This is a genomic window from Burkholderia sp. ABCPW 11 (assembly GCF_001523445.1).
Classification (GTDB): domain Bacteria; phylum Pseudomonadota; class Gammaproteobacteria; order Burkholderiales; family Burkholderiaceae; genus Burkholderia.
Genome location: NZ_LOVM01000074.1, coordinates 25,635 through 51,985, shown reverse-complemented (window position 1 = coordinate 51,985; position 26,351 = coordinate 25,635). Strand labels below are relative to the sequence as shown.

The window sequence follows — 26,351 nt, the reverse complement described above, 5'->3', positions numbered from 1 at the left end:
CGTGCAGCGCGGAATGTGAGGGCTGCACGGCGAAGTGAGTACCAGGAACCGTTGCGTTCGGGCGGCGTGCGGCGCGCACCGCCCGGACTTGCATCAGAACAGCGATTCGTCGACTTCCATCAGCGTCTTCGAACCGGCGCGCGCGGCGCGGATCGTCGCGGCCGTCTCGGGCAGCAGGCGCGCGAAGTAGAAGCGTGCGGTCGCGAGCTTCGACTTGTAGAACGGGTCGCCGGATGCTTCGTTGTCGAGCGCGATGCGCGCCATGCGCGCCCAGAAGTACGAAAACACCAGGTGGCCGACGGTACGCAGGTACGGCACGGCCGCAGCACCGACTTCGTCGGGATTCTGCATCGCCTTCATGCCGATTTCCATCGTCAGCTTCTGGACCTTTTCACCGATGTCGGCGAGCGGGTTGATGAACTCGGCCATCTCCGGCTTCACGCCCTCGGCTTCCGCGAATTCCGTCACGAGCTTGCCGAACTTCTTCAGCTTCGCGCCCATGTCGCCGAGCACCTTGCGGCCCAGCAGGTCGAGCGACTGGATCGAGTTCGTGCCTTCGTAGATCATGTTGATCCGCGCGTCGCGCACGTACTGCTCCATGCCCCACTCGGAGATGAAGCCGTGGCCGCCGTAGATCTGCATCGCGTGGTTGGTCGACTCGAACGCGTTGTCGGTCAGGAACGCCTTGATGATCGGCGTGAGCAGCGCGACGAGGTCGGCCGCTTCCTTGCGCACCGCTTCGTCGGCGTGCGACAGCTCCTTGTCGATCTGCAAGGCGGACCAGTACGTGAACGCGCGCGCGCCTTCCGCGTAGGCCTTCTGCGTGAGCAGCATGCGGCGCACGTCCGGATGCACGATGATCGGGTCGGCCGGTTTGTCCGGTGCCTTCGGGCCCGTCAGCGAGCGCATCTGCAGGCGTTCCTTCGCATACGCCAGCGAGTTCTGGTACGCGACTTCCGTGAGGCCGAGGCCCTGCATGCCGACGCCGAGGCGCGCGGCATTCATCATCACGAACATCGCGTTCAAGCCCTTGTTCGGCTCGCCGACCATCCAGCCCTTCGCGCCGTCGAGGTTCATCACGCACGTCGAGTTGCCGTGGATGCCCATCTTGTGCTCGATCGAGCCGCACTTGATGCCGTTGCGCTCGCCCGGCTCGCCCGAAGCATCCGGAATGAACTTCGGCACGATGAACAGCGAGATCCCCTTGGTACCTTGCGGCGCGTCCGGCAGGCGCGCGAGCACGAGGTGGACGATGTTCTTCGACATGTCGTGCTCGCCGCTCGAGATGAAGATCTTCGTGCCGCTGATCGAGTACGAGCCGTCGCCGTTCGGTTCGGCCTTCGTGCGCAGGATGCCGAGGTCGGTGCCGCAGTGCGGCTCGGTCAGGCACATCGTGCCCGTCCATTCGCCCGACACGAGCTTCGGCAGGTATTGCTGCTGGAGTTCCGGCGCGCCGTGCGCGTGCAGGCATTCGTACGCGCCGTGCGACAGGCCCGGATACATCGTCCATGCCTGGTTCGCCGAGTTCAGCATTTCATAGAGCGCGTTGTTCACGAACGCGGGCAGGCCCTGGCCGCCGTAGTCCGGATCGCAGCCGAGCGCCGGCCAGCCGGCCTCGACGTACTGCCGATACGCTTCCTTGAAGCCGGTCGGGGTCTTCACGACGCCGTCGCCCTCATACGTGCAGCCTTCGCGGTCGCCGACCTGGTTCAGCGGGAACAGTACCTCGGAGCAGAACTTGCCCGCTTCCTCGAGGACCTGGTTGATCGTGTCGGCGTCGAGGTCCGCATGCCTGGGCATTTGCTTGACTTCGGCTTCGACGTTCAGAAGCTCGTGCAACACGAATTGCATGTCGCGCAGCGGCGCGGCGTACTGTCCCATGACTCTCTCCAAAGGTGGGCAAAACGGCTCGAGCTCCTGGCGGGCGGATCACGCGCCGCTAACGGCTCTCGCTCTGATACGAAACGATCGTCTTTTCCAGCGCGGCCCACGTGAGGCGCACCGCGTCCGGCGAATGCAGGAAGCGTGCGTCGTGATGCAGGCCGAGCGTGAAGCTGTACAACTCGAAGAGCATCAGTTCCGGATCCGTGTCCGTGCGCAGATGCCCTTCTTCCATCGCCTGCGAAATGGCGCGCAGCAACGCGGCACGCCAGGCGGTCACGCTCGCGATCAACTGCTCGCGCACGGGGCTGTCCGGCCGGTCGTCGTACTCCACCGCGCCGCTGATGTAGATGCACCCGGTCGTCACCTCCTGGATGCGCTTCTCGATCCAGCGCGCCAGCATCGCCCGAAGACGCGGCAGACCGCGCGACTCGCGCAGGCTCGGAAAGAACACCTCGTTCTCGAAACGATGGTGATACTCGCGGACGACCTCGACCTGCAGGTCTTCGCGCGAACCGAAGTGCGCGAACACGCCGCTCTTGCTCATCTGCATGCGCTCGGCCAGCAGGCCGATCGTCAGCCCCTCCAGCCCGTCACGGCTGGCGAGATCCAAAGCAGCTTCGAGTATCGCGGCACGCGTCTGTTCGCCTTTTCGCATAGCTTTTTCTATAACCGTTCGGGGGTTCGAATAAAATCGAACGGCCGTACTATTATTGAGTGCGGCCGCTCTCGAAACAAGGAAATTATTAGAAACCGGTGTCTAACCGAGCCGCTATTTTGCGCGATTCCGGCGGGACCGGAGCGGCTTTTCCGCACGAACGTGCGGACAGATTTTTGAAGCGAATGCTTAGTCTGCGTCAGTCGTAACCGCCGACCGTCAGTGCCTTCATCACGACACGATACGCGGTGTACGCGAGCCAGTTCAGCAGCCGCTCGACGCGCGGGCGCGCGGCGTAGCGCGCGGCGTCGATCTCGCGGCCTTCGGCGAACGCAGCGGCGATCGCGTCGCGCAACTGGTTCGTCACTGCATCGTAGCGCACCAGCACGACATTCGCTTCATTGTTCAGCATCAGGCTCAGCGCGTCCAGATTCGACGAGCCGACCGTCGCCCAGTTGTCGTCGATCACGGCGACCTTGCCGTGCAGGATCGTCTTGTCGTATTCGGCGACGCGCACGCCCGCGCGCAGCAGCGTGTGATAGAGGAACGGCACGGCCGTATCGAGCGCCGCGAACTCCTTGCGGCCGATCAGCACCCGCACGTCGACGCCGCGTCGCGCCGCGCCCGTCAGCGCGCGGCGCAGCTTGCGGCCCGGCATGAAATACGGATTCGCGAGCAGGATCCGCTGGCGGGCCTGGCCGATCGCCGCGAGATAGGCCTTCTCGATCGCGCGGCGATTCACGACGTTGTCGCGCGCGACAAACGCGACGCTCGGCTCGGTCACGACCCGGAGCGCGCCGGCCTTGATCCACCGGTGGCTGCGCATCCAGCGCCGGAACATGTCCGGGAACGCTTCGCCGCCGTGCAGCCCCGCCGCGTACTGCGCATAGGGCTTGTGGCCGAACTGGATCCGGTGCCACTGCAGCTCGAATGCGGCGCGCACGTCCGACACCGCGGGGCCGGCCATCTCGACCGCGAAATCCCAGCGCGGAAACGGCAGCGTCGCGCTGCCTTGCGTGTAGTCGTCGACGATGTTGATGCCGCCGCAGAACGCGACCGCATGATCGATCACCGCGAGCTTGCGGTGCGTGCGCGAGAAGCCGAAGCGGCCGAACAGGAAGCGGTTGTAGATGCAGTGCTCGACGCCGGACTCGGCCCACGTGTCGAACAGCGGCAGGCGCGCGGTGCCGATGCCGTCGGTGATCACGCGCACGCGCACGCCGCGCTGCGCCGCGCGAATCAGCGCGTCCGACACCGGGCGACCGGCCTCGTCGTCGCAGAAGATGTAGGTTTCGAGCATCACCTGCTCGCGGGCGGCGTCGATCCGTTTGATGAGCGCCCGGAAGAATTCGCCGCCGGTTTCGCACAGCCGCACCGTATTGCCGGCCGTAAACGCGAGCCGCGACGCGGAGCCGCGCTCCTGCAGGAACATCTGCCGCAATTGCGCGAAGCGCTTGCGGGTTTCCGCATTCATGCGGACGAGCCGTGCGGCGCCCGCGCGAGCGCCACGCGCACGGGCAATTGCAGGATCGCTTCGGCGTTCGACGGCGAGAAGCAACGTGCAGCCGCTTCGCGGAACGGCAGCCACGCATGATCGACATGCTCGCGCGGCGACAGCGTCACGTCGATGCGATGCGGCACGCACAGGCCGAACCAATACTCGACGTTGCGCGTGACGCCCGGCGCATAGCGGTGCAGGTATTGCGGATAGATCGTGTATTCGATCCGGTGATGCCAGTCGACGAGCGCGGTGGCCGGCACGTCCGGCGTGCCGATCGCGATGCCGGTCTCCTCCGCCACTTCGCGCGCGGCGGTGACGGCGAGCGGCTCGTCGAGCGCGTCCTTCGAGCCGGTCACCGATTGCCAGAAATCGGGCTGGTCGGCACGCTTGATCACGAGCACATCGAGCTCGGGCGTGTAGATCACGACGAGAACGGATTCGGGGATTTTCGGCGGCTTCGTCATCTTTGTTTCATGCGGCACAGGGCCGTGCATGGACCCGTGCTCCGAACGTGCGGCAAGTGCTGCGACTGTACCGCAAAAAACGAAAAAGGCGCATCGCTGCGCCTTTTTCATCGGTGCCGCGTGGGCGTGACCGCTCACACGACCTGCGAAGAGCACGTTACGCCTTCGGCTGCTCCGGCTGACGCAGACGGATGTGCAGCTCGCGCAGTTGACGCTCGTCGACCGGGCTCGGCGCCTGCGTGAGCAGATCCTGCGCACGCTGCGTCTTCGGGAATGCGATCACGTCGCGGATCGAATCGGCGCCGGCCATCATCGTGACGATGCGGTCGAGACCGAATGCGATACCGCCGTGCGGCGGCGCGCCGTACTGCAGCGCGTCCAGCAGGAAGCCGAACTTCGCCTGCGCTTCCTCGGCGCCGATCTTCAGCGCGCGGAACACCTTGCTCTGCACTTCCTCGCGGTGGATACGCACCGAGCCGCCGCCGATTTCCCAGCCGTTCAGCACCATGTCGTACGCCTTCGCGAGGCAGCGGCCCGGATCGGTCTCGAGGTACTCGAGGTGCTCGTCCTTCGGGCTCGTGAACGGATGGTGCGCGGCGACGTAGCGCGCATCTTCGTCGTCGTACTCGAACATCGGGAAGTCCACGACCCACAGCGGCTTCCAGCCGGCCTGGACGAGACCGTTCGCCTTGCCGAATTCCGAATGGCCGATCTTCAGGCGCAGTGCGCCGAGGCTGTCGTTGACGACCTTCGCGCGGTCGGCCGCGAAGAAGATGATGTCGCCGTCTTCGGCGCCGGTGCGCTCGAGGATCGCCGCGATCGATGCGTCGTGCAGGTTCTTGACGATCGGGCTCTGCAGGCCGTCGCGGCCCTTCGCCTTCTCGTTGACCTTGATCCATGCGAGGCCCTTCGCGCCGTAGATGCGCACGAATTCCGTGTAGCCGTCGATGTCGCCGCGCGACAGCTCACCGCCCTTCGGCACGCGCAGCGCCGCGACCCGGCCGTCCTTCGCGTTGGCCGGCGTGCTGAACACCTTGAAATCGACGTCCTTCATCGCGTCGGTCAGCTCGGTGAATTCGAGCTGCACGCGCAGGTCCGGCTTGTCCGAACCGAAGCGCGCCATCGCTTCCGAGTACGGCATCACCGGGAATTTCGCGTCGAGCTCGACGTCGATCGTCGTCTTGAAGATATGACGGATCATGTCTTCGAACAGATCGCGAATTTCCTGCTCGCCGAGGAACGACGTCTCGCAGTCGATCTGCGTGAATTCCGGCTGACGGTCGGCGCGCAGGTCCTCGTCGCGGAAGCACTTGGTGATCTGGTAGTAACGGTCGAAGTTCGCGACCATCAGCAACTGCTTGAACAGCTGCGGCGACTGCGGCAGCGCGAAGAACTGGCCCGCGTTCACGCGCGACGGCACGAGATAGTCGCGCGCGCCTTCCGGCGTGCTCTTCGTCAGCATCGGTGTTTCGATGTCGATGAAGCCCTGCTCGTCGAGGTACTTGCGCGCCTCGATCGCGACGCGGTAGCGCAGGCGCAGGTTGTGCTGCATCTGCGGGCGGCGCAGGTCGAGCACGCGATGCGTGAGACGCGTCGTTTCCGACAGGTTGTCGTCGTCGAGCTGGAACGGCGGCGTGACCGATGCGTTCAGCACGTTCAGTTCGTGGCACAGCACTTCGATCTTGCCGCTCTTCAGGCCGGCGTTGACCGTGCCCTCCGGACGATTGCGCACGAGACCCTTGATCTGCACGCAGAACTCGTTGCGCACGCCTTCGGCGGTCGCGAACATCTCGGCGCGATCCGGATCGCACACCACCTGCACGAGGCCTTCACGATCGCGCAGGTCGATGAAGATCACACCGCCGTGATCGCGGCGGCGCTGCACCCAGCCGCACAGCGACACGGTTTGGCCCAGCAGGTGTTCGGTCACGAGACCGCAGTATTCAGTACGCATCGACATGATGTTTGCTTTCGTTCGGTTTGATCAACGGGCGCCGCAACGCGCGGCCCGGGCGATGATTCTTTACTTACAGCGGCGGCTCGACGGGACGGCGGGCGGGCGCCGGAACCGGCGCCGAAGGCGCCACGACGCCCATCGAGACGATGTACTTGAGCGCGGCATCGACCGACATGTCGAGTTCGATGACTTCGCTCTTCGGCAGCATCAGGAAGAAGCCCGACGTCGGGTTCGGCGTCGTGGGCACGTACACGCTCACGTACTCTTCCGTCAGATGGTTGACCACGTCGCCGCCGGGCGTGCCGGTCAGAAACGCGATCGTATACGAGCCGCGGCGCGGGTATTCGATCAGGAGCGCCTTGCGGAACGCATTGCCGCTGCTCGACAGCAGCGTGTCCGATACCTGCTTGACGCTCGTGTAAATCGGCCCGACGACCGGGATGTGACGCACGACCGCGTTCCACCACGTGACGAGCTTCTGGCCGATGAAGTTCTGCGTGGCCAGCCCGACCACGAAGATGAACGCGAGCGTCAGCACCGCGCCGATCCCCGGCAGATGGAAGCCGAGCATCCGCTCGGGCTGCCACGATTCGGGCAGCAGGAGCAGCGTCTGGTCCATCGTGCCGATGATGAGGCCGAGCACCCACAGCGTGATCGCGAGCGGGACGAGAACCAGCAGGCCGGTCAGGAACACCGTTTTCAGGGTCGTCTTTTTCATCATCTGCCGTCAATGAACCGCGCCGGAAGCGCGGGTTGGTCGCGACCCGGCCGGGCCGCGACGGTCAACTGCCGGCGGCGGGCGTCGCGGCCGGAGCCGGCGCGGCGCTCGTCGTCGTGGTGCTGCCCGAACCGCTCGCCGCAGCAGGCGCGGCCGCGGCAGGTGCGGCTTGCGCCGCGGGCGCTGCCGGCGCCGCGTCGCCCGACGCCGTCGCCGGTGCGCTGGCGCCGCCCGAGCCGCCGCGGAAATCGGTGACATACCACCCCGAGCCCTTCAACTGGAAACCGGCGGCGGTCACCTGTTTGCGAAAAGTATCCTTCCCGCATTCAGGACATTGCGACAGCGGCGCGTCGCTCATCTTCTGGAGCACGTCCTTCGCGAAACCGCACGCTTCGCATCGATAGGCGTAGATCGGCATGATATTTTTCCCGCAGAAACTGGAAACGGCTTGCAAAACCTTGAATTATAGCCGAAACCCCGGCGCGCTCCGGCAATGGTCGCGGCGCCCGCGCATCAGCGGCGACGCCACGTGAGCCAGCGCTCGTGCCCGTCGAACACGGCCAGCGAATCGGTCACCGGCAAATCCTCGACCAGCTCGAAGTGCGGCGCGAGCAACGCGTCGAGTTCCGTCCGCTCGATCCCGAATGGCGGCCCCTTCGGTTTCGCCACCAGGAAGAAATAACCGGCCAGCAATCCGTCCGCGGGCAGCAGCTCGGCCATCCGCGCCGCATAGCCGGCGCGCAGGCTCGGCGGCAACGCGCACAGGAACGCACGCTCATACACCCACTGCACGTCGAACGGCGGACGGTACTGAAAGAAATCGGCCTGCTCGACGACGCCCGCATGCGCGCCGAGCTGCGCCTTCGCAGCAGCGACCGCCTGCGCGGCGAAATCGATCGCACGCACCGGCCAGCCGGCTTGCGCGAGCCATCCGGCCTCCTGCGCGCTGCCGCAGCCGGGAATCAGCACCGCGCACGGCTCGAGCCGATGCGCGAACACGCGGAACCCGTCCGGCACGCCGCCGAATTCCCACGGCGTCACGCCGCGTTCGAAGCGCTCGTTCCAGAACGACGCGCTGCCCGGGTCGCGCGTCGCGAAATCGGCGGCCGACGGTGCGGCCGGTTGCTTCGGATCGGACATCGCCGTGCTCCTTTCGATCAAGCGCCGTACGCGAGCGCGAGCAGCACGCGCGCGACGAGCGCGCCGACGCCGACGGCCAGGCCGAAGACCAGCAACGCCTGCAGCAGCCGGTTCGTCCGTTTCTGCTCGACGAGGATCTGGCGCATCAACTCCTCGCTCGCGGCGCGCGGCGCGTCGTGGCGGGCGGCCATCGCATGGTGGATCAGGCGCGGCAGTTGCGGCAGCGTCTTGCTCCACTGCGGCGCCTCGACCTTGAACCGCTCGTACCAGCCGCGCAGGCCGATCTGCTCGGTCATCCAGCGCTCGAGATACGGCTTCGCGGTCTTCCACAGGTCGAGCTCGGGGTCGAGCGAGCGGCCGAGCCCTTCGACGTTCAGCATCGTCTTCTGCAGCAGAACGAGCTGCGGCTGGATCTCGACGTTGAAGCGGCGCGACGTCGAGAACAGCCGCATCAGCACCTGGCCGAGCGAGATGTCCTTCAGCGCGCGGTCGAAATACGGCTCGCACACCGCGCGGATCGCGCTTTCGAGCTCCTCGACGCGCGTCTCGGGCGGCACCCAGCCCGATTCGAGGTGGAGCGTCGCGACGCGGTGGTAGTCGCGCTTGAAGAACGCGAGGAAGTTCTGCGCGAGGTAATTCTTGTCGAAATCGGACAGCGCGCCGACGATCCCGAAATCGAGCGCGATATAGCGGCCGAACGTCTCCGGATCGAGGCTCACCTGGATGTTGCCGGGGTGCATGTCCGCATGGAAAAAGCCGTCGCGGAACACCTGCGTGAAGAAGATCTCGACGCCTTCGCGCGCGAGCTTCTTGATGTCGACGCCAGCCGAGCGCAACGTCTCGACCTGGCTAATCGGCACGCCCGTCATGCGCTCCATCACGAGCACCTGCGACGTCGAGAAATCCCAGAACATCTCAGGCACGAGCAGCAGGTCGAGGCCCGCGAAGTTGCGGCGCAGCTGGCTGCCGTTGGCGGCCTCGCGCATCAGGTCGAGCTCGTCGTGCAGGTACTTGTCGAATTCGGCGACGACCTCGCGCGGCTTCAGGCGCCGGCCGTCGGCCCACATGCGCTCGGTCCACGTCGCGATGTCGCGCATCAGCGCGAGGTCGGAATCGATCACCGGCAGCATGTTCGGGCGCAGCACCTTGACGGCGACGGCCTTGCCCGCATGCGTGCCCTGCTTCAGCTTCGCAAAATGCACCTGCGCGATCGACGCGCTCGCGATCGGCTCGCGCTCGAATTCGTCGAACAGCTCGTCGACCGGCGCACCGAGCGACTTCTCGATGATCGCGATCGCGACCGCCGAATCGAACGGCGGCACCTGATCCTGCAGCTTCGCGAGCTCGTTCGCGAAATCGACCGACAGCAGGTCGCGGCGCGTGGACAGCACCTGGCCGAACTTCACGAAGATCGGGCCGAGGCTTTCGAGCGCGTGGCGCAGCCGCACGGCGGGCGGATCGGAGTAGCGGCGGCCGATCGTCGTGATCCGCAACAGCAGCTTCACGCGCCGGTCGTCGATCCGGGACAGCATCACTTCGTCGAGACCAAAGCGGATGACGGTGTAGACAATCTTGATGAAACGGAAAATGCGCATGCCCTGCGGCCCTCAGTGCGCGCCGCGCGGGCCGGAACCCGTGCGCGCGCCGATTTTTTGTTCGAGTCGCTCGACCCGCTTTTCGACCCGCGCGAGCGCATCGCGTGCGCGCGCCAGTTCGGCGTCGAAGCCGCCGAGCGACGCGCGCCGGACGACTTGCGGGTTCTCGTCGAGCCAGTATTCGGCGACGGAATCGAGCACGTTGCGGCCGGTGCGGCGCGCGCGCGCGCCGGCGTCGCGCACGACCGTCGCGATCCGGTGCGCCGCCGCGTCGCCGACCAACTTCGCGAGATCTTCTTCCGGTTCCCAGCGCAGGTGCTCGGCCAGCTTCGCGATCTGCGTCGCGAACTCCGCGTCGCCTTCGATCTTCACGTGCTTCATCACGGCCGCCTGGCCGCCCTGCAGAAATGCGGCGACCGTGTCGCCGGCCAGCGCGATCGACACGTCGACCCGTTGCGCATCGTGCGCGTCGACGGCCGACAGATAGCCGTCGGGCTGCACCAGCAGCGTGAGCGTGACGGGAGACACGTCGATCCGGGCAGTCTTGCCCGCATAGGGAATCAGGCGATCGCGCGCCCATGATTCGCGCGCGAGCAAATGATTGACGGCAGCAGCAAAAGGCTTGGCGGCAAAGGTCATCGGGCTGGGAAAGAAAAAACCCGCGCAGGCCGGGCGCCCACGCGGGTTTCTATTGTAACGTCGGATCGGCGGCAGACCGTGCCTGACCGTACACCCGGGCGGCAAGCGGTCGCAGTGCGGCGGCCGTCACCCAAGCGCCCGGCGGGGCGGGCCGCCGGCCACGCTCAGTGCGTGTTGATCTGCTGGATACCCGCGAGCAGCCAGCCCTGACCGCCCGACTTCGACAGGTTCCACACCTCGTCGAACGGCGCAGCCGACGTATTCGCCGATTCGCGGATCAGGCCGTGGAAGCGCACGCTCGCCGACTGCTCGATGCCGCGATCCTCGATCGCGACCAATTCCGCGTCGAGCTGCACGACATCGGTCTGGTTCGCGTCGTTGCCGCGCGAATCGAGGTCGATCTTGATCTCGGCGAACATTTCGGGCGTCGTGAACTCGCGGATGTCGGCCAGGTTGCCCTGGTCCCATGCCGCCTGCAGGCGCACGAAATAGACTTTCGCGCTGCGCAGGAACGCTTCGGTGTCGAAGCCGGCCGGCATCTGCAGCGGCGCCGCTGCCGCCGCGGCCGCGCCGGTGGCCGCCGCACCGCCGCCGAACACGCCCTGCGCTTCGTTCGCGTAGCTGCTGCCGCTACCCGCGTAGTTGCTGCCGGTGTTGCCCTGCTGGAACGACGGGCTTTGCGAGTAGCCGCCGGACGACGATGCGGCACCGCCGACCGAATACGCCGGCTCCTGCGGGCGACGGCGGTTCATGAACTTGCGGATCAGCCAGATGCCGACCATCGCGAGCAACGCGATCACGATGACGTTCGCCATCATGCTCGCGAATGCGCCGCCGAGGCCGAAGTGCGACAGCAGTGCCGCGATGCCGAGGCCGGCCGCGAGACCGGCGATCGGCCCGAGCCAGCGCGAGCGGTTGGGCTGCGCGGCCGGCGCGGGCGCAGCCGGGTTCGCGCGCTGCGCCTGCGACGGCGCGGCCTGCTGCATCGGCTGCTGCGCGGGCGGCGTGGCCTGGCGCTGCGTGACGGCGGAATTCTGGCGGCCGATGCTGCGCCCGCCGCCCATGCGCCGGGCTTCGGCGTCGAGCGATGCGAACGTGCCGGCCGTGAGCAGGCCGACCATCAGCAGCGTGCCGACCCGTCGAGCCCACGGCTTCGACGGCTTGCTACGGTTGAACAACGAACGCGATTCGGACATCAGCTTCTCCAGATGTAAGGCGAATGTATGGAAAGAACCCCTTAGTACTTGGTCCCTAGGTGTAAAGCTACCACGCCACCTGACAAATTGTAATATTTGACGGCATCGAGGCCCGCTTGTTCCATCATCGTCTTCAGCGTGTCCTGATCGGGGTGCATCCGGATAGATTCAGCAAGATACCGATAACTTTCAGCATCTTTCGCGAACTTGTCGCCAAGCCACGGTAATACTTTGAAAGAATACAGATCGTACGCTTTTTTCAGCGGATCCCAGACTTTCGAGAATTCCAGCACCATCACGCGGCCGCCGGGCTTCGCCACGCGGCGCATCTCGGCCAGCGCGGCATCCTTGTGCGTCATGTTGCGCAGCCCGAACGCGACAGTGACCACGTCGAAGTAGTTGTCCGGAAAGGGAATTTTCTCGGCGTCGCACAGCAGCGACGGCGTCACGATACCCTTGTCGAGCAGCCGGTCGCGGCCGACGCGCAGCATCGATTCGTTGATGTCGGTATGCCAGACCTCGCCCGTCGGCCCGGCCGCCTTCGCGAACGACTTGGTCAGGTCGCCGGTGCCGGCCGCGATGTCGAGCACCTTGAAGCCGGGGCGCACGTTCGCCTGCGCGATCGTGAACGCCTTCCACGCGCGGTGCATGCCCGCCGACATCAGGTCGTTCATCAGATCGTAGTTGCTCGCGACCGAATGAAACACGCCCGCCACTTTCTTCGCTTTTTCGTTTTCCTCGACGCTTTCGAAGCCGAAGTGGGTTTTGCTCATCGCGTTGATCCTCAGTAAATGCCAAGACGGCGCCGAGCGGGCGCCGTCGATTTCAGTGGCAGTGGCCGTGCGGCGCGCTGGCCGCCTGCATCGGCGCGTCGCGCTCGACGCCCGCCGCCTTCAGTTTGTCGAAATAGTCGCGCCACAGCGCGTCCTGCCGCGTCGCCAGTTCGTACAGCAGGTCCCACGAGTAGATGCCGGTCGAATGGCCGTCGGAGAACGTCGGCTGCAGTGCGTAGTTGCCTACGCCTTCGAGCGCGGTGATCGTCACTTCGCGCTTGCCGGTCTGCAACGTCTCCTGGCCGGGCCCGTGGCCACGCACCTCGGCCGACGGCGAATACACGCGCATCAGCTCGAACGGAATCCGGTAACTCTCGCCGTTCGGGTACTGCAATTCGAGCACGCGCGATACCGCGTGCACGACGACGCCGGACGGAATCGGCGTCGTGGAAGTCAAACCGCTCATGGCTGCCTCGAATCGGTCATGCGTTGAATTTCCTCGCGCACCGCATTGTGCAGCAGCGAGGCCTGCGCCGCGCGCGAGCGCAGGAGCGCCTCGGACACGCTGCGCTGGCGCGGCGCCCACACGGGCTGCGGGAAATGGGCATCGTTGGAAAAGCGCGGAATCACGTGCCAGTGCACGTGCGGCACCATGTTGCCGAGGCTCGCGAGATTCACCTTGTTCGGCTGCATCACGCGGCGAACGGCCCGCTCGACCGCATAGACCACGCGCATCAAGTGTGCCCGCTCGGGCTCGCCGAGATCGGAAAACTCGGCCACGTGCGCGCCCCAGATCACCCGGCAGAAGCCCGGGTAGTCGTGCTCGCCCGTCGCGAGCACGACGCGCAGCGCCTCGTCCTGCCAGAGCACCTCGCCGCCGTCTTCACGGCAAAACACGCATTCCATCGTCGCTCCCATGTGGACCGGCGCCGGCATGGCTGCGCCGGCGCCCGCTCATTTCCGGCCCGGTCGGGCGGTCGTCATGCCCGCATTAGACCAGCACGCGCTCGATCCCGCCATGGTTCGCCCGTGCGACATAATCGGCCATCCAGTTCTCGCCGAGCACCTGGCGCGCGATCTCGACCACGATGTAGTCGGCTTCGAGGTTCGCATCCTCGTTGTAGCGCGACAGGCCTTGCAAGCACGACGGGCAGCTCGTCAGGATCTTCACGTCCGGCCCGTTCGCCCCCGCGGCGGCCGGCGCCGGCGCATCGCCCGCCACCACCGGAATCGCGCGCAGCTTCGCGGCGCCCTTGCGGATCTCCTCTTCCTTGCGGAAGCGCACCTGCGTCGACACGTCCGGGCGCGTGACCGCGAGCGTGCCCGATTCGCCGCAGCAGCGATCGTTCTTCTCGATCTTGTAGCCGTCCTTCTCCGAGCCCATCAGCTCGTTGACGAGCTTGACCGGATCCATCGTCTTGATCGGCGTGTGGCACGGGTCGTGATACATGTAGCGCGTGCCCGTCACGCCGTCGAGCTTCATCCCCTTCTCGAGCAGGAACTCGTGGATGTCGATGATCCGGCAGCCCGGGAAGATCTTGTCGAATTCATACCCCGCGAGCTGGTCGTAGCACGTGCCGCACGACACGACCACCGTCTTGATGTCCAGGTAGTTCAGCGTGTTCGCGACCCGGTGGAACAGCACGCGGTTATCCGTGACGATCTTCTCGGCCTTGTCGTACTGGCCCGAGCCGCGCTGCGGATAGCCGCAGCACAGGTAGCCCGGCGGCAGCACCGTCTGCACGCCGGCTTCCCACAGCATCGCTTGCGTGGCCAGCCCCACCTGCGAGAACAAGCGCTCCGAGCCGCAGCCCGGGAAGTAGAACACCGCTTCCGAATCGACGGTCGTCGACTTCGGGTTGCGGATGATCGGCACGATCTTGTTGTCCTCGATGTCCAGCAGCGCGCGCGCCGTCTTCTTCGGCAGGTTGCCCGGCATCTTCTTGTTGACGAAGTGGATCACCTGCTCGACCGCGGGCGGCTTGCCGGTGGTCGCCGGCGGGTGCTGCGTCTGCTTCGTCACGACCTTCTTCAGCATGTCGTTCGCGAAGCGCTGCACCTTGTAGCCCACGCCCATCATCACGCCGCGCGCGAGGTTGATCGTCTGCGGATTGGTTGCGTTCAGAAAGAACATGCCCGCCGCATTGCCGGCGTTGAACTTCTTCTTGCCCATCTTGCGCAACAGGTTGCGCATGTTCATCGTGACGTCGCCGAAGTCGATCTTCACCGGGCACGGCGTCGCGCACTTGTGGCACACCGTGCAGTGGTCGGCCACGTCGTTGAACTCGTCCCAGTGCTTGATCGACACGCCGCGGCGCGTCTGTTCCTCGTACAGGAACGCCTCGACCAGCAACGACGTCGCGAGGATCTTGTTGCGCGGGCTGTACAGCAGGTTCGCGCGCGGCACGTGGGTCGCGCACACCGGCTTGCACTTGCCGCAGCGCAGGCAGTCCTTCACCGAATCGGCGATCGCGCCGATGTCGGACTGCTGCATGATCAGCGACTCGTAGCCCATCAACCCGAAGCTGGGCGTGTACGCGTTGCGCAGATCGGCGCCGTCGAGCAGCTTGCCCTTGTTGAAGCGGCCGTTCGGGTCGACGCGCTGCTTGTACGCGCGGAATTCGGCGATCTCGTCGTCGGTCAGGAACTCGAGCTTCGTGATGCCGATCCCGTGTTCGCCGGAAATCACGCCGTCGAGCGAGCGCGCGAGCGTCATGATGCGCGCGACCGCCGCGTGCGCGTCCTGCAGCATCTCGTAGTTGTCGGAGTTGACCGGGATGTTCGTGTGGACGTTGCCGTCGCCCGCGTGCATGTGCAGCGCGACGAACACGCGCCCGCGCAGCACGCGCTTGTGGATCGCCTGCGCTTCGTCGAGGATCGGCTTGAACGCGCCGCCGTTGAAGATCGCGCGCAGTTCCGCGCGGATTTCCTGCTTCCACGAGATGCGGACCGTGCGGTCCTGCGTGACGTGGAACACGGTCGCGCCCGGCTGCTCGTCCGCGCGGTCGGCGAACTTCTCGGCGAGCGCCTCGTAGCCGAGCTGCACCAGGTAGTGCTGCGCCTCGCGCAGCGGCTGGTCGAGCCGGTCGCGCACGAATTCCCAGCGCGCCCGCACGCGCTTGAGCAGCTCGAGCGCCTGCTGCACGCGATCTTCCAGCAGTTCCGCGCTCGGGATCTCGTTCGCGTCGTCGGTCTTGCCGAGCGGCAGGTTGCCGCCGCGGAAGAACGCCTCGAGCGCGTCGACCAGCTGCAGCTTGTTCTTCAGCGACAGCTCGATGTTGATCCGTTCGATGCCGTCGGTGTACTCGCCCATCCGGTTCAGCGGGATGACGACGTCCTCGTTGATCTTGAACGCGTTCGTGTGCTTCGCGATCGCGGCCGTGCGGCTGCGGTCGAGCCAGAAGCGCTTGCGCGCCTCCGCGCTGACCGCGACGAAGCCTTCGCCGCTCTTGCCGTTCGCCATCCGGATCACTTCGGACGTCGCCTGTGCGACCGCATCGGCATCGTCGCCGACGATGTCGCCGATCAGCACCATCTTCGGGAATGCATTGCGCTTGCTCTTGGTCGCATAGCCGACCGCGCGCAGGTAACGCTCGTCGAGGTGCTCGAGGCCCGCCAGGATCGCGCCACCCTGCTTCGACGTCTCGAACAGGTAGTCCTTGATCTCGACGATGCTCGGGATCGCCTCGCGCGCCTGGCCGAAGAATTCGAGGCAGACGGTGCGCGTGTGCGCGGGCATCTTGTGCAGCACCCAGCGCGCGGACGTGATGAGCCCGTCGCAGCCTTCCTTCTGCACGCCCGGCAAGCCGGCGAGGAACTTGTCGGTCACGTCCTTGCCGAGCCCTTCCTTGCGAAAGCGCCGGCCTTCGATCTCGAGCATCTCGGTGCGCAGCAGCTTCTCGCCCGGCGCGTACGCGCCGTCGAACCACTTCAGCTCGAAGCGCGCGACCGCGATATCGTGGATCTTGCCCAGGTTGTGCTCGTGGCGCGTGACTTCCAGCCAGTTGCCGTCCGGGTCGACCATCCGCCACCACGCCAGGTTGTCGAGCGCGGTGCCCCACAGTACGGCCTTCTTGCCGCCCGCGTTCATCGCGACGTTGCCGCCGATGCACGATGCGTCGAGCGAGGTCGGATCGACCGCGAACACATAGCCGGCCGCCTCCGCCGCCTCGGTCACGCGGCGCGTGACGACGCCCGCGCCGGAGAAGATCGTCGGCACCTTGTGCGCGACGCCCGGCAGTTCGGTCAGCTCGACCGCGCCGAGCTGTTCGAGCTTCTCGGTGTTGATCACCGCGGAGAACGGCGTGAGCGGCACCGCGCCGCCCGTGTAGCCGGTGCCGCCGCCGCGCGGGATCACCGTCAGGCCGAGCTCGAAGCACGCCTTGATCAGTGCCGCGATCTCGGCTTCGGTATCGGGCGTCAGCACGACGAACGGGTATTCGACGCGCCAGTCGGTCGCGTCGGTCACGTGCGACACGCGCGACAGCCCGTCGAAGCGGATGTTGTCCTTCTGCGTGCAGCGGCCGAGCGCCTTGGTCGCGCGGCGACGCAGCTCGGCCATCTTGTCGAATTCGTCCGCGAACTCGTCGACCGCGCGCTGCGCGGCCGTCTCCAGCATCTCGACGCGCGATGCGCGTTCGCGGCCGGCGTCGTCGCGATGCTCGGTGAGATCCGCACTGCGGCGCTTGCCGATCTCGGTCAGGCGGTGGTTCAGCGCCTCGATCAGCAACGCGCGGCGCTTCGGGTTGTCGAGCAGGTCGTCCTGCAGGTACGGGTTGCGACGCACGACCCAGATGTCGCCGAGCACTTCATACAGCATCCGTGCCGAGCGGCCCGTGCGGCGCTCGGCACGCAGCTCGTCGAGCACCGACCACGCCTCCTCGCCGAGCAGGCGGATCACGATCTCGCGATCCGAGAAGGACGTGTAGTTGTAGGGAATCTCGCGCAAGCGGGGCGCGGGGTCGGCGGCGACGGCGGCGGCCGCGCCATGCGGATCGAAAACTTGTGGTGCGTTCATGTTCGGACGACTCGGAGGGCCGATACCCCGTGCACGGGCGTCGGCAAGCGCGTGGGCGCAATCTTGGGGAAATCTGTTCTGGTTACCAGGCGCGCGGCTGTCCTTCATGGGGCCGGAGCGGGCGACTCGCCCCTCCTGGCCGGCGACAGGGCCTGGCGGCACTCGGAATCATCAGCACGATCGCGCGCGGCGCGCATGCCGTTCGGCCGCGGGGCTGGCTGCGCGCGGCGTCGGCTTCAACGGTGCGATCCGAGGGTGCCTCTGCATCTTCCGAATCCTTGATTCAAAACGGAATTCTAACCCATGATCGGGCCGCCCGTGACACGCCGGACAGGTCGTGGGGCTATCGCCGCGCGCCGCGCCGGGCGGGGTTGCGCGCGGTTTCATGCGATCATTCGCCGTCCGTCCGGTCGGTAACCGTGCGGTTAAACCGGTAAAAAGCGGGCGCCCGACGGCGCGAATGCGTTGCCCGCACGCGCGCACGACCGCCGACGGCCGCCCGCCCGGCATGCCGCTTGCGTGCGGGCGGACCCTTGGCGCTATCATTGACCCTTTACCGTCTGCATCCGCACTGCACGCGAGCGCCCATGGCATCCCACGATTACCTGAAGAAAATCCTCACCGCGCGCGTCTACGACGTCGCGCTCGAGACGGAACTCGAACCGGCCCGCAACCTGTCGGCCCGGCTGCGCAACGCCGTTTACCTGAAGCGCGAGGACAACCAGCCGGTGTTCTCGTTCAAGCTGCGCGGCGCGTACAACAAGATGGCGCACATTCCGGCGGACGCGCTCGCGCGCGGCGTGATTACCGCGTCGGCCGGCAACCACGCGCAGGGCGTCGCGTTCTCGGCGGCGCGGATGGGTGTCAAGGCCGTGATCGTCGTGCCCGTCACGACGCCGCAGGTGAAGGTCGACGCGGTGCGCGCGCACGGCGGCCCGAGCGTCGAGGTGATCCAGGCGGGCGAATCGTACAGCGATGCGTACGCGCACGCGATCAAGGTCCAGCAGGAGCGCGACCTCACGTTCGTCCACCCGTTCGACGATCCGTACGTGATCGCAGGCCAGGGCACGATCGCGATGGAGATCCTGCGCCAGCACCAGGGCCCGATCCACGCGATCTTCGTGCCGATCGGCGGCGGCGGGCTCGCCTCCGGCGTCGCCGCGTACGTGAAGGCGGTGCGCCCGGAGATCAAGGTGATCGGCGTGCAGGCCGAGGATTCGTGCGCGATGGCGCAGTCGCTCGACGCGGGCGAGCGCATCGAGCTGAGCGAAGTCGGCCTGTTCGCGGACGGCACCGCGGTGAAGCTCGTCGGCGAGGAAACTTTCCGGCTGTGCCGGGAGTTCCTCGACGGCGTCGTGACGGTCAACACCGACGCGCTGTGCGCGGCGATCAAGGACGTGTTCCAGGACACGCGCAGCGTGCTCGAGCCGTCCGGCGCGCTCGCGGTCGCGGGCGCGAAGCTGTACGCGGAACGCGAAGGCATCGAGAACCGGACGCTCGTCGCGGTCACGTCCGGCGCGAACATGAACTTCGACCGGATGCGCTTCGTCGCCGAGCGCGCGGAAGTGGGCGAGGCACGCGAAGCCGTGTTCGCGGTCACGATCCCCGAGGAACGCGGCAGCTTCAAGCGCTTCTGCTCGCTGGTCGGCGATCGCAACGTCACCGAGTTCAACTACCGGATCGCCGACGCGCAATCCGCGCACATCTTCGTCGGCGTGCAGATCCGCCGTCGCGACGAATCGGCGGAGATCGCCGCGAACTTCGAATCGCACGGCTTCAAGAGCGTCGACCTGACGCACGACGAGCTGTCGAAGGAACACATCCGCTACATGGTCGGCGGCCGCTCGCCGCTCGCGCTCGACGAACGCCTGTTCCGCTTCGAATTCCCCGAGCGGCCGGGCGCGCTGATGAAGTTCCTGTCGTCGATGGCGCCGGACTGGAACATCAGCCTGTTCCACTACCGCAATCAGGGCGCGGACTACAGCTCGATCCTCGTCGGGCTGCAGGTGCCGCAGGCCGATCGCGCCGAGTTCGAACGCTTCCTCGCGGCGCTCGGCTATCCGTATGTCGAAGAGAGCGCCAACCCGGCGTACCGCCTCTTCCTGTCGTAAAGGCGTCACACGATGAATCCCGAACATTCCCCGCTCGGCAAGGCCACCGTCTACGCGACGCAGTACGACGCGTCGCTGCTGTTCCCGATCCCGCGCGCCGGCGCGCGCGAGCAGCTCGGCATCACGTCGGCGCTGCCGTTCTTCGGCACCGACATCTGGAACGCGTACGAACTGTCGTGGCTCAACGCGCGCGGCAAGCCGCAGGTCGCGATCGCGACGTTCTACGTGCCCGCCGAATCGCCGAACATCGTCGAATCGAAGTCGTTCAAGCTGTATCTCGGTTCGTTCGCGCAGTCGAAGTTCGACTCGATCGACGCGGTGCGCGACGTACTGAAGCGCGACGTGTCGGCAGCATGCGGCGCGAGCGTATCGGTGCAACTGGTGCCGGCGCACGATTTCCGCAAGCTGGAGATGGACGAGCTCGACGGGCTGTCGCTCGACCGGCTCGATCTCGACACCGACGTGTACGAACCGGATCCGTCGCTGCTGTCAGCCGCCGAGGACGAAGCGCCCGTCGAGGAGACGCTCGTGTCCGACCTGCTGCGCTCGAACTGCCCGGTCACGGGCCAGCCCGACTGGGGCAGCGTGCAGATCCATTACGTCGGGCCGCAGATCGACCACGCGGGACTGCTGCGCTACATCATCTCGTTTCGCAATCACACGGGCTTTCACGAGCAATGCGTCGAGCGGATCTTCCTCGACATCCTGCATGCGTGCAAACCGGTGAAGCTCGCGGTGTATGCGCGCTATACGCGCCGCGGCGGGCTCGACATCAACCCGTTCCGCACGAACTACAACCAGCCGATGCCGGACAACGCGCGGACGGCGCGGCAGTAAATGAAGTGACGCCGGCGGGAATTTCGCGGCCCGCCAATGCCGACTCGCATCGGCCACACGCAAGGCTGCGGCAATCTTTCGACAAGATTCGCGATTAGCCGATGCGAGGCGTGGATTTGCGCTGTCCTTTGCTCAGGAAAGGCGATAAATCAGAAATCCATCGAAAGCGCCTCAACGCAACGGGGCCGGCGCACATCCATGCGCCGGCCCCGTTGCACAACGAACCGCCCTCGCCGCGTTACTTCGCCGGCGCCTTGTAAGCGATGCAATCGACCTCGACCTTGCAGTCGATGACCATGCTCGACTGCACGCACGCGCGCGCCGGCGGGTTCTCGCCGAAATACGAGATGAACACCTTGTTGAACGACGCGAAATCGCGCGCGTCGTCGAGCCACACGCCGCAGCGCACGACGTGCTCGAGGCCGTAGCCGGCTTCCTTCAGGATCGCGATCATGTTCTCGATCGCCTGCTTCGACTGCGTGACGATCCCGCCTTCGACGACCTCGCCGTTCACCATCGGCGTCTGGCCCGACACGTACAGCCAGCCATCTGCCTCCACCGCCCGCGCGAACGGCATCACCTGGCCGCCAGTCCCCTTCGCTTCGCCTACGCCATATCGCTTCATCGTTTCACTCCTCGTTTGTCGACCCGAGTTGGCGCTTCGGCGCCTACTCCGGTCCCGTGCAACGCTCGGTTGCGGATGCGCGCGCCGGCTGCTGCGGCGCGCATGGAAGATCGGAATGCGAGCGTTCAGAACGCCGCATCGGCACTGGCCGGCACGCGCTCGCCGCGCGCGACGAAACCGCCCGCGCGCTCGCCGGTCGGCTGGCCGTTTTCATAAGTCAGCACGCCGTTCACCCACACGGCGTCGATCCCGTGAGCGGGCTGTTGCGGCTTGTCGAACGTCGCGGCGTCGATCACGCGCGCCGGATCGAACAGCACGAGATCGGCGTGGTAGCCGACGTGCACCTCGCCGCGGCGCGCGAGCCCGAAGCGGCGCGCGGACAGCGACGTCATCTTGCGGATCGCCTCCTCGAGCGGCAGCAGGTTCGTGTCGCGCACGTAGTGGCCGAGCACGCGCGGGAACGCGCCCCACAATCGCGGATGCGGCAGCGGATCGTTCGGCAGCCCGTCGGAGCCGACCATCGTCGCCGGATGCGACAGGATCCGGCGCACGTCGTCCTCGGACATGTTGTGGTACACGGCGCCCGCCGGGCGAATGCGCTGCGCGGCCTCCTGCTCGGTCACGCCCCAGTCGGCCGCGATCGCCTTCAGCAGCTTGCCCGCGACTTCCGGGTGCGGCTCCGACCACGTGATCGTGATGTCGATGTCGCCCGTCACCTGCTTCAGGTCGAGCGTCGACGAACTGCGGCTGTACGGATAGCAGTCGCAGCCGACCGGCTGGTAGCGGCGCGCACCGTCGAGCGACGCGAGCACCTCGGTGCTGCGCCCCCAGTTCGACGGACCCGCGCACTTCAGGTGCGAGATCACGACCGGCACCTGCGCGTGGCGGCCGACGCGATAGGCCTCGTCCATCGCATCGAGGATCGCGTCGAATTCGGTGCGCATGTGCGTCGTGTACAGCGCGCCGGCCTTGGCGAGCGGCTCGGCGAGCGCCATCACTTCCTCGGTCGGCGCGGCGAACGCGGAGCCGTATGCGAGACCCGACGACAGGCCGAGCGCGCCGTTCGCGAGCGCCTCCTCGAGCTGCGCGCGCATGCCGGCGATCTCGCCATCGGTCGCCGCACGGTCGAGGCGGTCCATCTGGTTGTTGCGCAGCGCCGTATGGCCGACGAGCGCCGCGACGTTCACGGCCGGGCGCGCATCGTTCACGGCCGCGACGTAAGCGGCGAAGCTCGGGTACCGGAACGCGCCGCGCTCGCCGAGCAGGTTCATCGGGTCGGGCGGATCGCCCGCGAGCGTCACCGGCGCGGCGCTGATCCCGCAGTTGCCGACGATCACGGTCGTCACGCCCTGCGAGATCTTCGGAATCATCTCCGGCGCGCGGATCACGTGCGTGTCGTCGTGCGTGTGCACGTCGACGAAACCCGGCGCCAGCGCACGGCCGTTCGCGTCGACGACGGTCTCGGCGAGCCAGTTCGACAGGTTGCCGATCGCCGCGATCAGGCCGTTGCGGATCGCGACGTCGCGCGTGACGGGCGGTGCGCCGGTGCCGTCGTACAGTTGCGCGCCGACGATCAGCGTATCGGCCGCTTCGGGATGCGAATGCATGGTCAGTCTCCTACCGGTTGACGGTCTCCGCCGCCGCGATGCGCATCGAGCGCGTGCTTGATGCGGCGCAGCGATTCCCGGCCCGCATCGCCGAGCCGCAATGCGACGCCGGTGACGAGCACGTCGATCGCCATCATCATCGCGTAGCGCGATGTCGAAGGCTTGTAAATGAAATCGGTTTCGAATGCGACGACGGGAATCAGATGGTCGGCGAGCGTCGCGAGCGGCGACGCCGGCGCGGTGATCGCGATCAGCTTCGCGCCGTAGCGCTTCGCGAGCCGGCAGCTCTCGAGCAGCTCGGGCACGCGCCCGCTCACCGACAACGCGACGACGACGGTGTCGCTCGCCAGCGTCGCGGCCACCATCCGCTGCAGCAGGCTGTCCTGGTAGCTCGCGACCGGCCGGCCGAACCGCACGAGCCGGAAGCGCAGCTCGTCGGCAAGGGCGGTCGAGCCGCCGCCCTGCCCGTACACGTAGGTCATTTTCGCGCCGGCGAGCAAGTCGGCCGCCGCGTCGAACGACGTGTTGCGCAGCAGCTGGTGGTTGTGCGCGAGCGCCACGCGAATCTCGTCGTAGACCATCGACGCGGGGCTCGTGTCGTCGGCCGGCGCGTCGTCGGACGGCACCAGAAAGCGCTGGCCGACGGCCGCCGCCTGCGCGACGAGCACCTTCAGCTCGCGCACGTCGCGGCAGCCGACGGCCTTCGCGAAACGCGTGACCGTCGCGACGCTGACCTCCGCGTCGCGCGCGAGCGCGCCGATACTCGCATGCGCGGCGCGCGCCAGATCGGCGAGGATGAACGCGGCGACCTTGCGCTCGGCTTCGCGCAGCTCGGGCGCGCATTCGGCGATCCGCGCGACGATGTCGAGGACCGGCGGGGCGGCCTGAGCCGGATGGGGCTCGGCCGCAGGCGAAGCGGACGGGGAAGCAGGCGTATTCATCGGCGGAAAAGGGTGCGAAGCCGGATGTTATTAAATAACATCACCGCGCCGATGCTACTTTCTGTACCATCTGCATGTCAACTTCAGTGCAATGCATAGTGATGATGGAGCGGGATGACATGAAAGTTACAAACTATCAGGAAGCGACGATCGATCCGTTCGGCAAGGGCCTGGGCAATCTGCCGAGCGCGAGCGTGCCGCTCGGCGACGCGGGCCGGCTCGAATGGAACCTGCTCGCGGAAGACGTCAGCCTGCCGGCCGCCGTGCTTTACGCGGATCGCGTCGAGCACAACCTGAACTGGATGCAGGCGTTCGTACAGAAATACGGCGTCAAGTTCGCACCGCACGGCAAGACGACGATGGCGCCGCAACTGTTCCGCCGCCAGCTCGACGCCGGCGCGTGGGGCATCACGCTCGCGACCGCGCACCAGACGCAGGCCGCGTATCACGGCGGCGTGCGGCGCGTGCTGCTCGCGAACCAGCTGATCGGCCGCCAGAACATGACGATCATCGCGGGGCTGCTGTCCGATCCCGATTTCGAATTCTTCTGTCTCGTCGATTCCGCGGACAGCGTCGATCAGCTCGGCCGCTTCTTCGGCGACGCGAAGAAATCGCTGAACGTGCTGATCGAGCTCGGCGTGCCGGGCGGCCGCGCGGGCGTACGCGACGCCGCGCAACGCGAGGCCGTGCTGGCCGCGATCGCGCGCTATCCGGACACGCTGAAGCTGGCCGGCATCGAACTCTATGAAGGCGTGCTGAAAGAGGAAGGCGAGATCCGCGCATTCCTGCAGCAGGCAGTCGCGCTCACGCGCGAGCTGGCCGAAGCCGGCCGCTTCGCGCGCACGCCGGCGATCCTGTCCGGCGCCGGTTCGGCGTGGTACGACGTGGTCGCGGAAGAATTCAAGAAGGCGTCCGACGCGGGCTTCGCGGAAGTCGTGCTGCGGCCGGGCTGCTACCTGACGCACGATGTCGGCATCTACAAGAAGGCGCAGACCGACGTGTTCGCGCGCAATCCGATCGCCCGCTCAATGGGCGAAGGGCTGCTGCCGGCGCTGCAGCTGTGGGCGTACGTGCAGTCGGTGCCGGAGCAGGATCGTGCGATCGTCGCACTCGGCAAGCGCGATGCGGCGTTCGACGCGGGCCTGCCCGAGCCGGCGCGCCACTTCCGTCCGGGCCGCGACACCGCGCCGCGCGACGTCGCCGCCGCCGAAGGCTGGGCCGTCACCGGGATGATGGATCAGCACGCGTACCTGCAGATTCCGCCGGGCGCGGACGTGAAGGTCGGCGACATGGTCGCGTTCGACATCTCGCATCCGTGCCTGACGTTCGACAAATGGCGCCAGGTGCTCGTGCTCGATCCGCAATTCCGCGTGACGGAAGTCGTCGAAACCTTCTTCTGACGCACGCCGCGCGCGGCGCCGCCCTGCCGCTCGTGCGGGGCGGCCGTCACGCGCGCTTCAATCTGCCGGAGTACACTGCGCTTTCGTCCTCGGGGCCCGTCGTCGCCGTCATGCACGGCGCGGCCGGGCCTTCAACGCTGCTTCACTGGAGAAAGCCATGGCCGCGAAGAAGATCCTGTTCCTGACCGGCGATTTCGCCGAAGACTACGAAACGATGGTGCCGTTCCAGGCGCTGCAGGCCGTCGGCCACCACGTCGACGCAGTCTGCCCGGGCAAGCGCGCGGGCGACAAGATCAAGACCGCGATCCACGATTTCGAGGGTGACCAGACCTACACCGAGAAGCCCGGCCATCAGTTCACGCTGAATGCAGCGTTCGACGACGTCGATGCGGCGCGCTACGACGCGCTCGCGATCGCGGGCGGCCGTGCGCCGGAGTACCTGCGACTCGATCCGAAGGTGATCTCGCTCGTGCGCGAGTTCGCCGAAGCCGGCAAGCCGATCGCGGCGATCTGCCACGCGGCGCAACTGCTCGCGGCCGCCGACGTGATCCGCGGCAAGCGCATTTCGGCGTACCCGGCCTGCGCGCCGGAGGTGAAGCTCGCGGGCGGCGAATACGCGGACATCCCGGTCGACGCGGCCGTGACCGACGCGCCGTTCGTCACCGCGCCCGCGTGGCCCGCGCATCCGGCGTGGCTTGCGCAGTTCCTCGCGCTGCTCGGCACGCGCATCGAACTGTAAACCCGCACTCGATCGGAAGGAAACGAAGCGGCGGCCGGCGGCACTGACGTGCCGCCCGGCGCCGCACGTCAACGCGCGACCGGCGTCGACCCGACGTCCGCGATCCGCGATTCCAGCATCGCGAGCGCACCCGACAGCGCATTGAGCACGTCGTCCGGCAGTTGCGCCATCGTCTGTTCGAGAAACGCCTTGCGGCGCGGCAGGCAGGCATCGAACGCCGCGCGGCCTGCGTCCGTCAGCGTGACGTTGGTCACGCGGTTGTCGCGCGCGTCCGATTCGCGCTTGATCCAGCCGAGCGCGTCGAGCGACTTCAGCTGGCGCGTGAGTGCGCCCGGATCGATGCGCAGCACTTCGACGAGCTTCTTCTGCGACGAATGCCCGTCCATCGTGTGCAGCGCGACCATGATGCGCCAGCGCGGCATCGGTTGCCCGACGTGCGCTTCGAACGCGGTCATGAACGCGCGATACGTGCGTCCGAATTGCTGCAAGATCGCGACGCGGTCCTGTTCTTCCATGCGCTGATTTCGTTCCGGTGAATCGTTGAGTCGTCGA

Annotated in this window: 23 protein-coding genes; 4 read left to right on the top strand and 19 right to left on the bottom strand. The window is 66.7% G+C overall.

The window, feature by feature from the left end; all coding sequences use genetic code 11:
- Nucleotides 1-93: 93 nt before the first annotated feature.
- The 15 genes from WS61_RS24955 to WS61_RS24885 all read right to left on the bottom strand — a co-directional run bounded on the left by WS61_RS24955 (nucleotide 94) and on the right by WS61_RS24885 (nucleotide 17,539).
- Complete coding sequence (locus WS61_RS24955) at nucleotides 94-1,881, bottom strand: acyl-CoA dehydrogenase C-terminal domain-containing protein (RefSeq protein WP_059504456.1); 1,788 nt, start codon at nucleotides 1,879-1,881, stop codon at nucleotides 94-96.
- A gap of 58 nt (nucleotides 1,882-1,939) precedes the next feature.
- Nucleotides 1,940-2,539 (bottom strand): TetR/AcrR family transcriptional regulator, encoded by a 600-nt coding sequence (locus tag WS61_RS24950; protein WP_006485742.1) that lies wholly within the window; start codon nucleotides 2,537-2,539, stop codon nucleotides 1,940-1,942.
- 199 nt (nucleotides 2,540-2,738) lie between these two features.
- Nucleotides 2,739-4,013, bottom strand: coding sequence for a cardiolipin synthase ClsB (gene clsB, locus WS61_RS24945; protein ID WP_059504454.1), 1,275 nt, complete (start codon nucleotides 4,011-4,013; stop codon nucleotides 2,739-2,741).
- Nucleotides 4,010-4,504 (bottom strand): dihydroneopterin triphosphate diphosphatase, encoded by a 495-nt coding sequence (nudB, locus tag WS61_RS24940; RefSeq protein ID WP_059504452.1) that lies wholly within the window; start codon nucleotides 4,502-4,504, stop codon nucleotides 4,010-4,012. The genes clsB and nudB overlap by 4 nt, the downstream gene beginning before the upstream one ends.
- 157 nt (nucleotides 4,505-4,661) lie before the next feature.
- Nucleotides 4,662-6,464, bottom strand: coding sequence for an aspartate--tRNA ligase (gene aspS, locus WS61_RS24935; RefSeq protein ID WP_006485737.1), 1,803 nt, complete (start codon nucleotides 6,462-6,464; stop codon nucleotides 4,662-4,664).
- Between the two features lie 67 nt (nucleotides 6,465-6,531).
- The gene (locus WS61_RS24930; RefSeq protein ID WP_012329208.1) at nucleotides 6,532-7,182 is read right to left on the bottom strand and encodes a DUF502 domain-containing protein; all 651 of its coding nucleotides are present in this window, start codon (nucleotides 7,180-7,182) and stop codon (nucleotides 6,532-6,534) included.
- A 61-nt stretch (nucleotides 7,183-7,243) separates the two neighbouring features.
- Nucleotides 7,244-7,597 (bottom strand): FmdB family zinc ribbon protein, encoded by a 354-nt coding sequence (locus tag WS61_RS24925; RefSeq protein WP_059504450.1) that lies wholly within the window; start codon nucleotides 7,595-7,597, stop codon nucleotides 7,244-7,246.
- A 95-nt stretch (nucleotides 7,598-7,692) separates the two neighbouring features.
- Nucleotides 7,693-8,319, bottom strand: a complete 627-nt coding sequence (locus WS61_RS24920) for an SAM-dependent methyltransferase (RefSeq protein WP_059504448.1) — start codon at nucleotides 8,317-8,319, stop codon at nucleotides 7,693-7,695.
- Between the two features lie 17 nt (nucleotides 8,320-8,336).
- The gene (gene ubiB / locus WS61_RS24915; RefSeq protein ID WP_059504446.1) at nucleotides 8,337-9,914 is read right to left on the bottom strand and encodes a ubiquinone biosynthesis regulatory protein kinase UbiB; all 1,578 of its coding nucleotides are present in this window, start codon (nucleotides 9,912-9,914) and stop codon (nucleotides 8,337-8,339) included.
- Nucleotides 9,915-9,926: 12 nt separating this feature from the next.
- On the bottom strand, nucleotides 9,927-10,553 hold the full coding sequence (locus tag WS61_RS24910) for an SCP2 domain-containing protein (RefSeq protein ID WP_034208365.1): 627 nt from the start codon (nucleotides 10,551-10,553) through the stop codon (nucleotides 9,927-9,929).
- A 164-nt stretch (nucleotides 10,554-10,717) separates the two neighbouring features.
- A complete protein-coding gene (locus tag WS61_RS24905) occupies nucleotides 10,718-11,749 on the bottom strand; it encodes a Tim44 domain-containing protein (protein ID WP_059504444.1) in 1,032 nt (343 codons plus the stop codon).
- A 41-nt stretch (nucleotides 11,750-11,790) separates the two neighbouring features.
- On the bottom strand, nucleotides 11,791-12,522 hold the full coding sequence (ubiE, locus tag WS61_RS24900; RefSeq protein ID WP_059504442.1) for a bifunctional demethylmenaquinone methyltransferase/2-methoxy-6-polyprenyl-1,4-benzoquinol methylase UbiE: 732 nt from the start codon (nucleotides 12,520-12,522) through the stop codon (nucleotides 11,791-11,793).
- A gap of 52 nt (nucleotides 12,523-12,574) precedes the next feature.
- Nucleotides 12,575-12,988, bottom strand: coding sequence for a gamma-butyrobetaine hydroxylase-like domain-containing protein (locus WS61_RS24895; RefSeq protein ID WP_059504440.1), 414 nt, complete (start codon nucleotides 12,986-12,988; stop codon nucleotides 12,575-12,577).
- Nucleotides 12,985-13,428, bottom strand: a complete 444-nt coding sequence (locus WS61_RS24890; protein WP_034208761.1) for an HIT family protein — start codon at nucleotides 13,426-13,428, stop codon at nucleotides 12,985-12,987. The genes WS61_RS24895 and WS61_RS24890 overlap by 4 nt, the downstream gene beginning before the upstream one ends.
- Nucleotides 13,429-13,513: 85 nt before the next feature.
- Nucleotides 13,514-17,539 (bottom strand): DUF3683 domain-containing protein, encoded by a 4,026-nt coding sequence (locus tag WS61_RS24885; RefSeq protein ID WP_059504438.1) that lies wholly within the window; start codon nucleotides 17,537-17,539, stop codon nucleotides 13,514-13,516.
- 587 nt (nucleotides 17,540-18,126) lie between these two features.
- Between WS61_RS24885 and ilvA the strand changes: the two genes are divergently transcribed.
- Together ilvA and queF are read left to right on the top strand one after the other, a co-directional pair.
- A complete protein-coding gene (gene ilvA, locus WS61_RS24880) occupies nucleotides 18,127-19,650 on the top strand; it encodes a threonine ammonia-lyase, biosynthetic (protein ID WP_059504436.1) in 1,524 nt (507 codons plus the stop codon).
- A 12-nt stretch (nucleotides 19,651-19,662) separates the two neighbouring features.
- A complete protein-coding gene (queF, locus tag WS61_RS24875) occupies nucleotides 19,663-20,487 on the top strand; it encodes an NADPH-dependent 7-cyano-7-deazaguanine reductase QueF (RefSeq protein ID WP_059504434.1) in 825 nt (274 codons plus the stop codon).
- Nucleotides 20,488-20,725: 238 nt separating this feature from the next.
- Here queF and WS61_RS24870 read toward each other — a convergent pair whose 3' ends face one another.
- The 3 genes from WS61_RS24870 to WS61_RS24860 form a co-directional block, all read right to left on the bottom strand.
- The gene (locus WS61_RS24870) at nucleotides 20,726-21,112 is read right to left on the bottom strand and encodes a RidA family protein (RefSeq protein ID WP_059504432.1); all 387 of its coding nucleotides are present in this window, start codon (nucleotides 21,110-21,112) and stop codon (nucleotides 20,726-20,728) included.
- 125 nt (nucleotides 21,113-21,237) lie between these two features.
- The gene (locus WS61_RS24865) at nucleotides 21,238-22,719 is read right to left on the bottom strand and encodes an amidohydrolase family protein (protein ID WP_059504430.1); all 1,482 of its coding nucleotides are present in this window, start codon (nucleotides 22,717-22,719) and stop codon (nucleotides 21,238-21,240) included.
- 2 nt (nucleotides 22,720-22,721) lie between these two features.
- The gene (locus tag WS61_RS24860) at nucleotides 22,722-23,660 is read right to left on the bottom strand and encodes a MurR/RpiR family transcriptional regulator (protein ID WP_059504428.1); all 939 of its coding nucleotides are present in this window, start codon (nucleotides 23,658-23,660) and stop codon (nucleotides 22,722-22,724) included.
- Nucleotides 23,661-23,779: 119 nt separating this feature from the next.
- On the opposite strand from WS61_RS24860, the gene WS61_RS24855 reads away from it, so the two are divergent.
- Both WS61_RS24855 and WS61_RS24850 read left to right on the top strand, forming a co-directional pair.
- Complete coding sequence (locus WS61_RS24855; protein ID WP_059504426.1) at nucleotides 23,780-25,060, top strand: amino acid deaminase; 1,281 nt, start codon at nucleotides 23,780-23,782, stop codon at nucleotides 25,058-25,060.
- A gap of 157 nt (nucleotides 25,061-25,217) precedes the next feature.
- Entirely contained in the window at nucleotides 25,218-25,799 is a 582-nt protein-coding gene (locus tag WS61_RS24850) for a DJ-1/PfpI family protein (RefSeq protein ID WP_006487930.1), read from the top strand.
- 68 nt (nucleotides 25,800-25,867) lie between these two features.
- Here the strand turns inward: WS61_RS24850 and WS61_RS24845 are convergent, their stop codons facing one another.
- Nucleotides 25,868-26,314, bottom strand: a complete 447-nt coding sequence (locus WS61_RS24845; RefSeq protein WP_059504424.1) for a MarR family winged helix-turn-helix transcriptional regulator — start codon at nucleotides 26,312-26,314, stop codon at nucleotides 25,868-25,870.
- Nucleotides 26,315-26,351 lie beyond the last annotated feature (37 nt).

Bases quoted from the DNA above. Each gene is read 5' to 3' on its own strand.
- WS61_RS24850 (WP_006487930.1), top strand. From the start codon at position 25,218: ATGGCCGCGAAGAAGATCCTGTTCCTGACCGGCGATTTCGCCGAAGAC.
- aspS (WP_006485737.1), bottom strand. From the start codon at position 6,464: ATGTCGATGCGTACTGAATACTGCGGTCTCGTGACCGAACACCTGCTG.
- WS61_RS24930 (WP_012329208.1), bottom strand. From the start codon at position 7,182: ATGATGAAAAAGACGACCCTGAAAACGGTGTTCCTGACCGGCCTGCTG.
- WS61_RS24885 (WP_059504438.1), bottom strand. From the start codon at position 17,539: ATGAACGCACCACAAGTTTTCGATCCGCATGGCGCGGCCGCCGCCGTC.
- nudB (WP_059504452.1), bottom strand. From the start codon at position 4,504: ATGACGAAGCCGCCGAAAATCCCCGAATCCGTTCTCGTCGTGATCTAC.
- WS61_RS24950 (WP_006485742.1), bottom strand. From the start codon at position 2,539: ATGCGAAAAGGCGAACAGACGCGTGCCGCGATACTCGAAGCTGCTTTG.
- WS61_RS24920 (WP_059504448.1), bottom strand. From the start codon at position 8,319: ATGTCCGATCCGAAGCAACCGGCCGCACCGTCGGCCGCCGATTTCGCG.
- ubiE (WP_059504442.1), bottom strand. From the start codon at position 12,522: ATGAGCAAAACCCACTTCGGCTTCGAAAGCGTCGAGGAAAACGAAAAA.
- clsB (WP_059504454.1), bottom strand. From the start codon at position 4,013: ATGAATGCGGAAACCCGCAAGCGCTTCGCGCAATTGCGGCAGATGTTC.
- queF (WP_059504434.1), top strand. From the start codon at position 19,663: ATGAATCCCGAACATTCCCCGCTCGGCAAGGCCACCGTCTACGCGACG.
- WS61_RS24870 (WP_059504432.1), bottom strand. From the start codon at position 21,112: ATGAAGCGATATGGCGTAGGCGAAGCGAAGGGGACTGGCGGCCAGGTG.
- WS61_RS24855 (WP_059504426.1), top strand. From the start codon at position 23,780: ATGAAAGTTACAAACTATCAGGAAGCGACGATCGATCCGTTCGGCAAG.
- WS61_RS24895 (WP_059504440.1), bottom strand. From the start codon at position 12,988: ATGAGCGGTTTGACTTCCACGACGCCGATTCCGTCCGGCGTCGTCGTG.
- WS61_RS24925 (WP_059504450.1), bottom strand. From the start codon at position 7,597: ATGCCGATCTACGCCTATCGATGCGAAGCGTGCGGTTTCGCGAAGGAC.
- WS61_RS24865 (WP_059504430.1), bottom strand. From the start codon at position 22,719: ATGCATTCGCATCCCGAAGCGGCCGATACGCTGATCGTCGGCGCGCAA.
- ubiB (WP_059504446.1), bottom strand. From the start codon at position 9,914: ATGCGCATTTTCCGTTTCATCAAGATTGTCTACACCGTCATCCGCTTT.
- ilvA (WP_059504436.1), top strand. From the start codon at position 18,127: ATGGCATCCCACGATTACCTGAAGAAAATCCTCACCGCGCGCGTCTAC.
- WS61_RS24860 (WP_059504428.1), bottom strand. From the start codon at position 23,660: ATGAATACGCCTGCTTCCCCGTCCGCTTCGCCTGCGGCCGAGCCCCAT.
- WS61_RS24890 (WP_034208761.1), bottom strand. From the start codon at position 13,428: ATGGAATGCGTGTTTTGCCGTGAAGACGGCGGCGAGGTGCTCTGGCAG.
- WS61_RS24905 (WP_059504444.1), bottom strand. From the start codon at position 11,749: ATGTCCGAATCGCGTTCGTTGTTCAACCGTAGCAAGCCGTCGAAGCCG.
- WS61_RS24955 (WP_059504456.1), bottom strand. From the start codon at position 1,881: ATGGGACAGTACGCCGCGCCGCTGCGCGACATGCAATTCGTGTTGCAC.
- WS61_RS24910 (WP_034208365.1), bottom strand. From the start codon at position 10,553: ATGACCTTTGCCGCCAAGCCTTTTGCTGCTGCCGTCAATCATTTGCTC.
- WS61_RS24845 (WP_059504424.1), bottom strand. From the start codon at position 26,314: ATGGAAGAACAGGACCGCGTCGCGATCTTGCAGCAATTCGGACGCACG.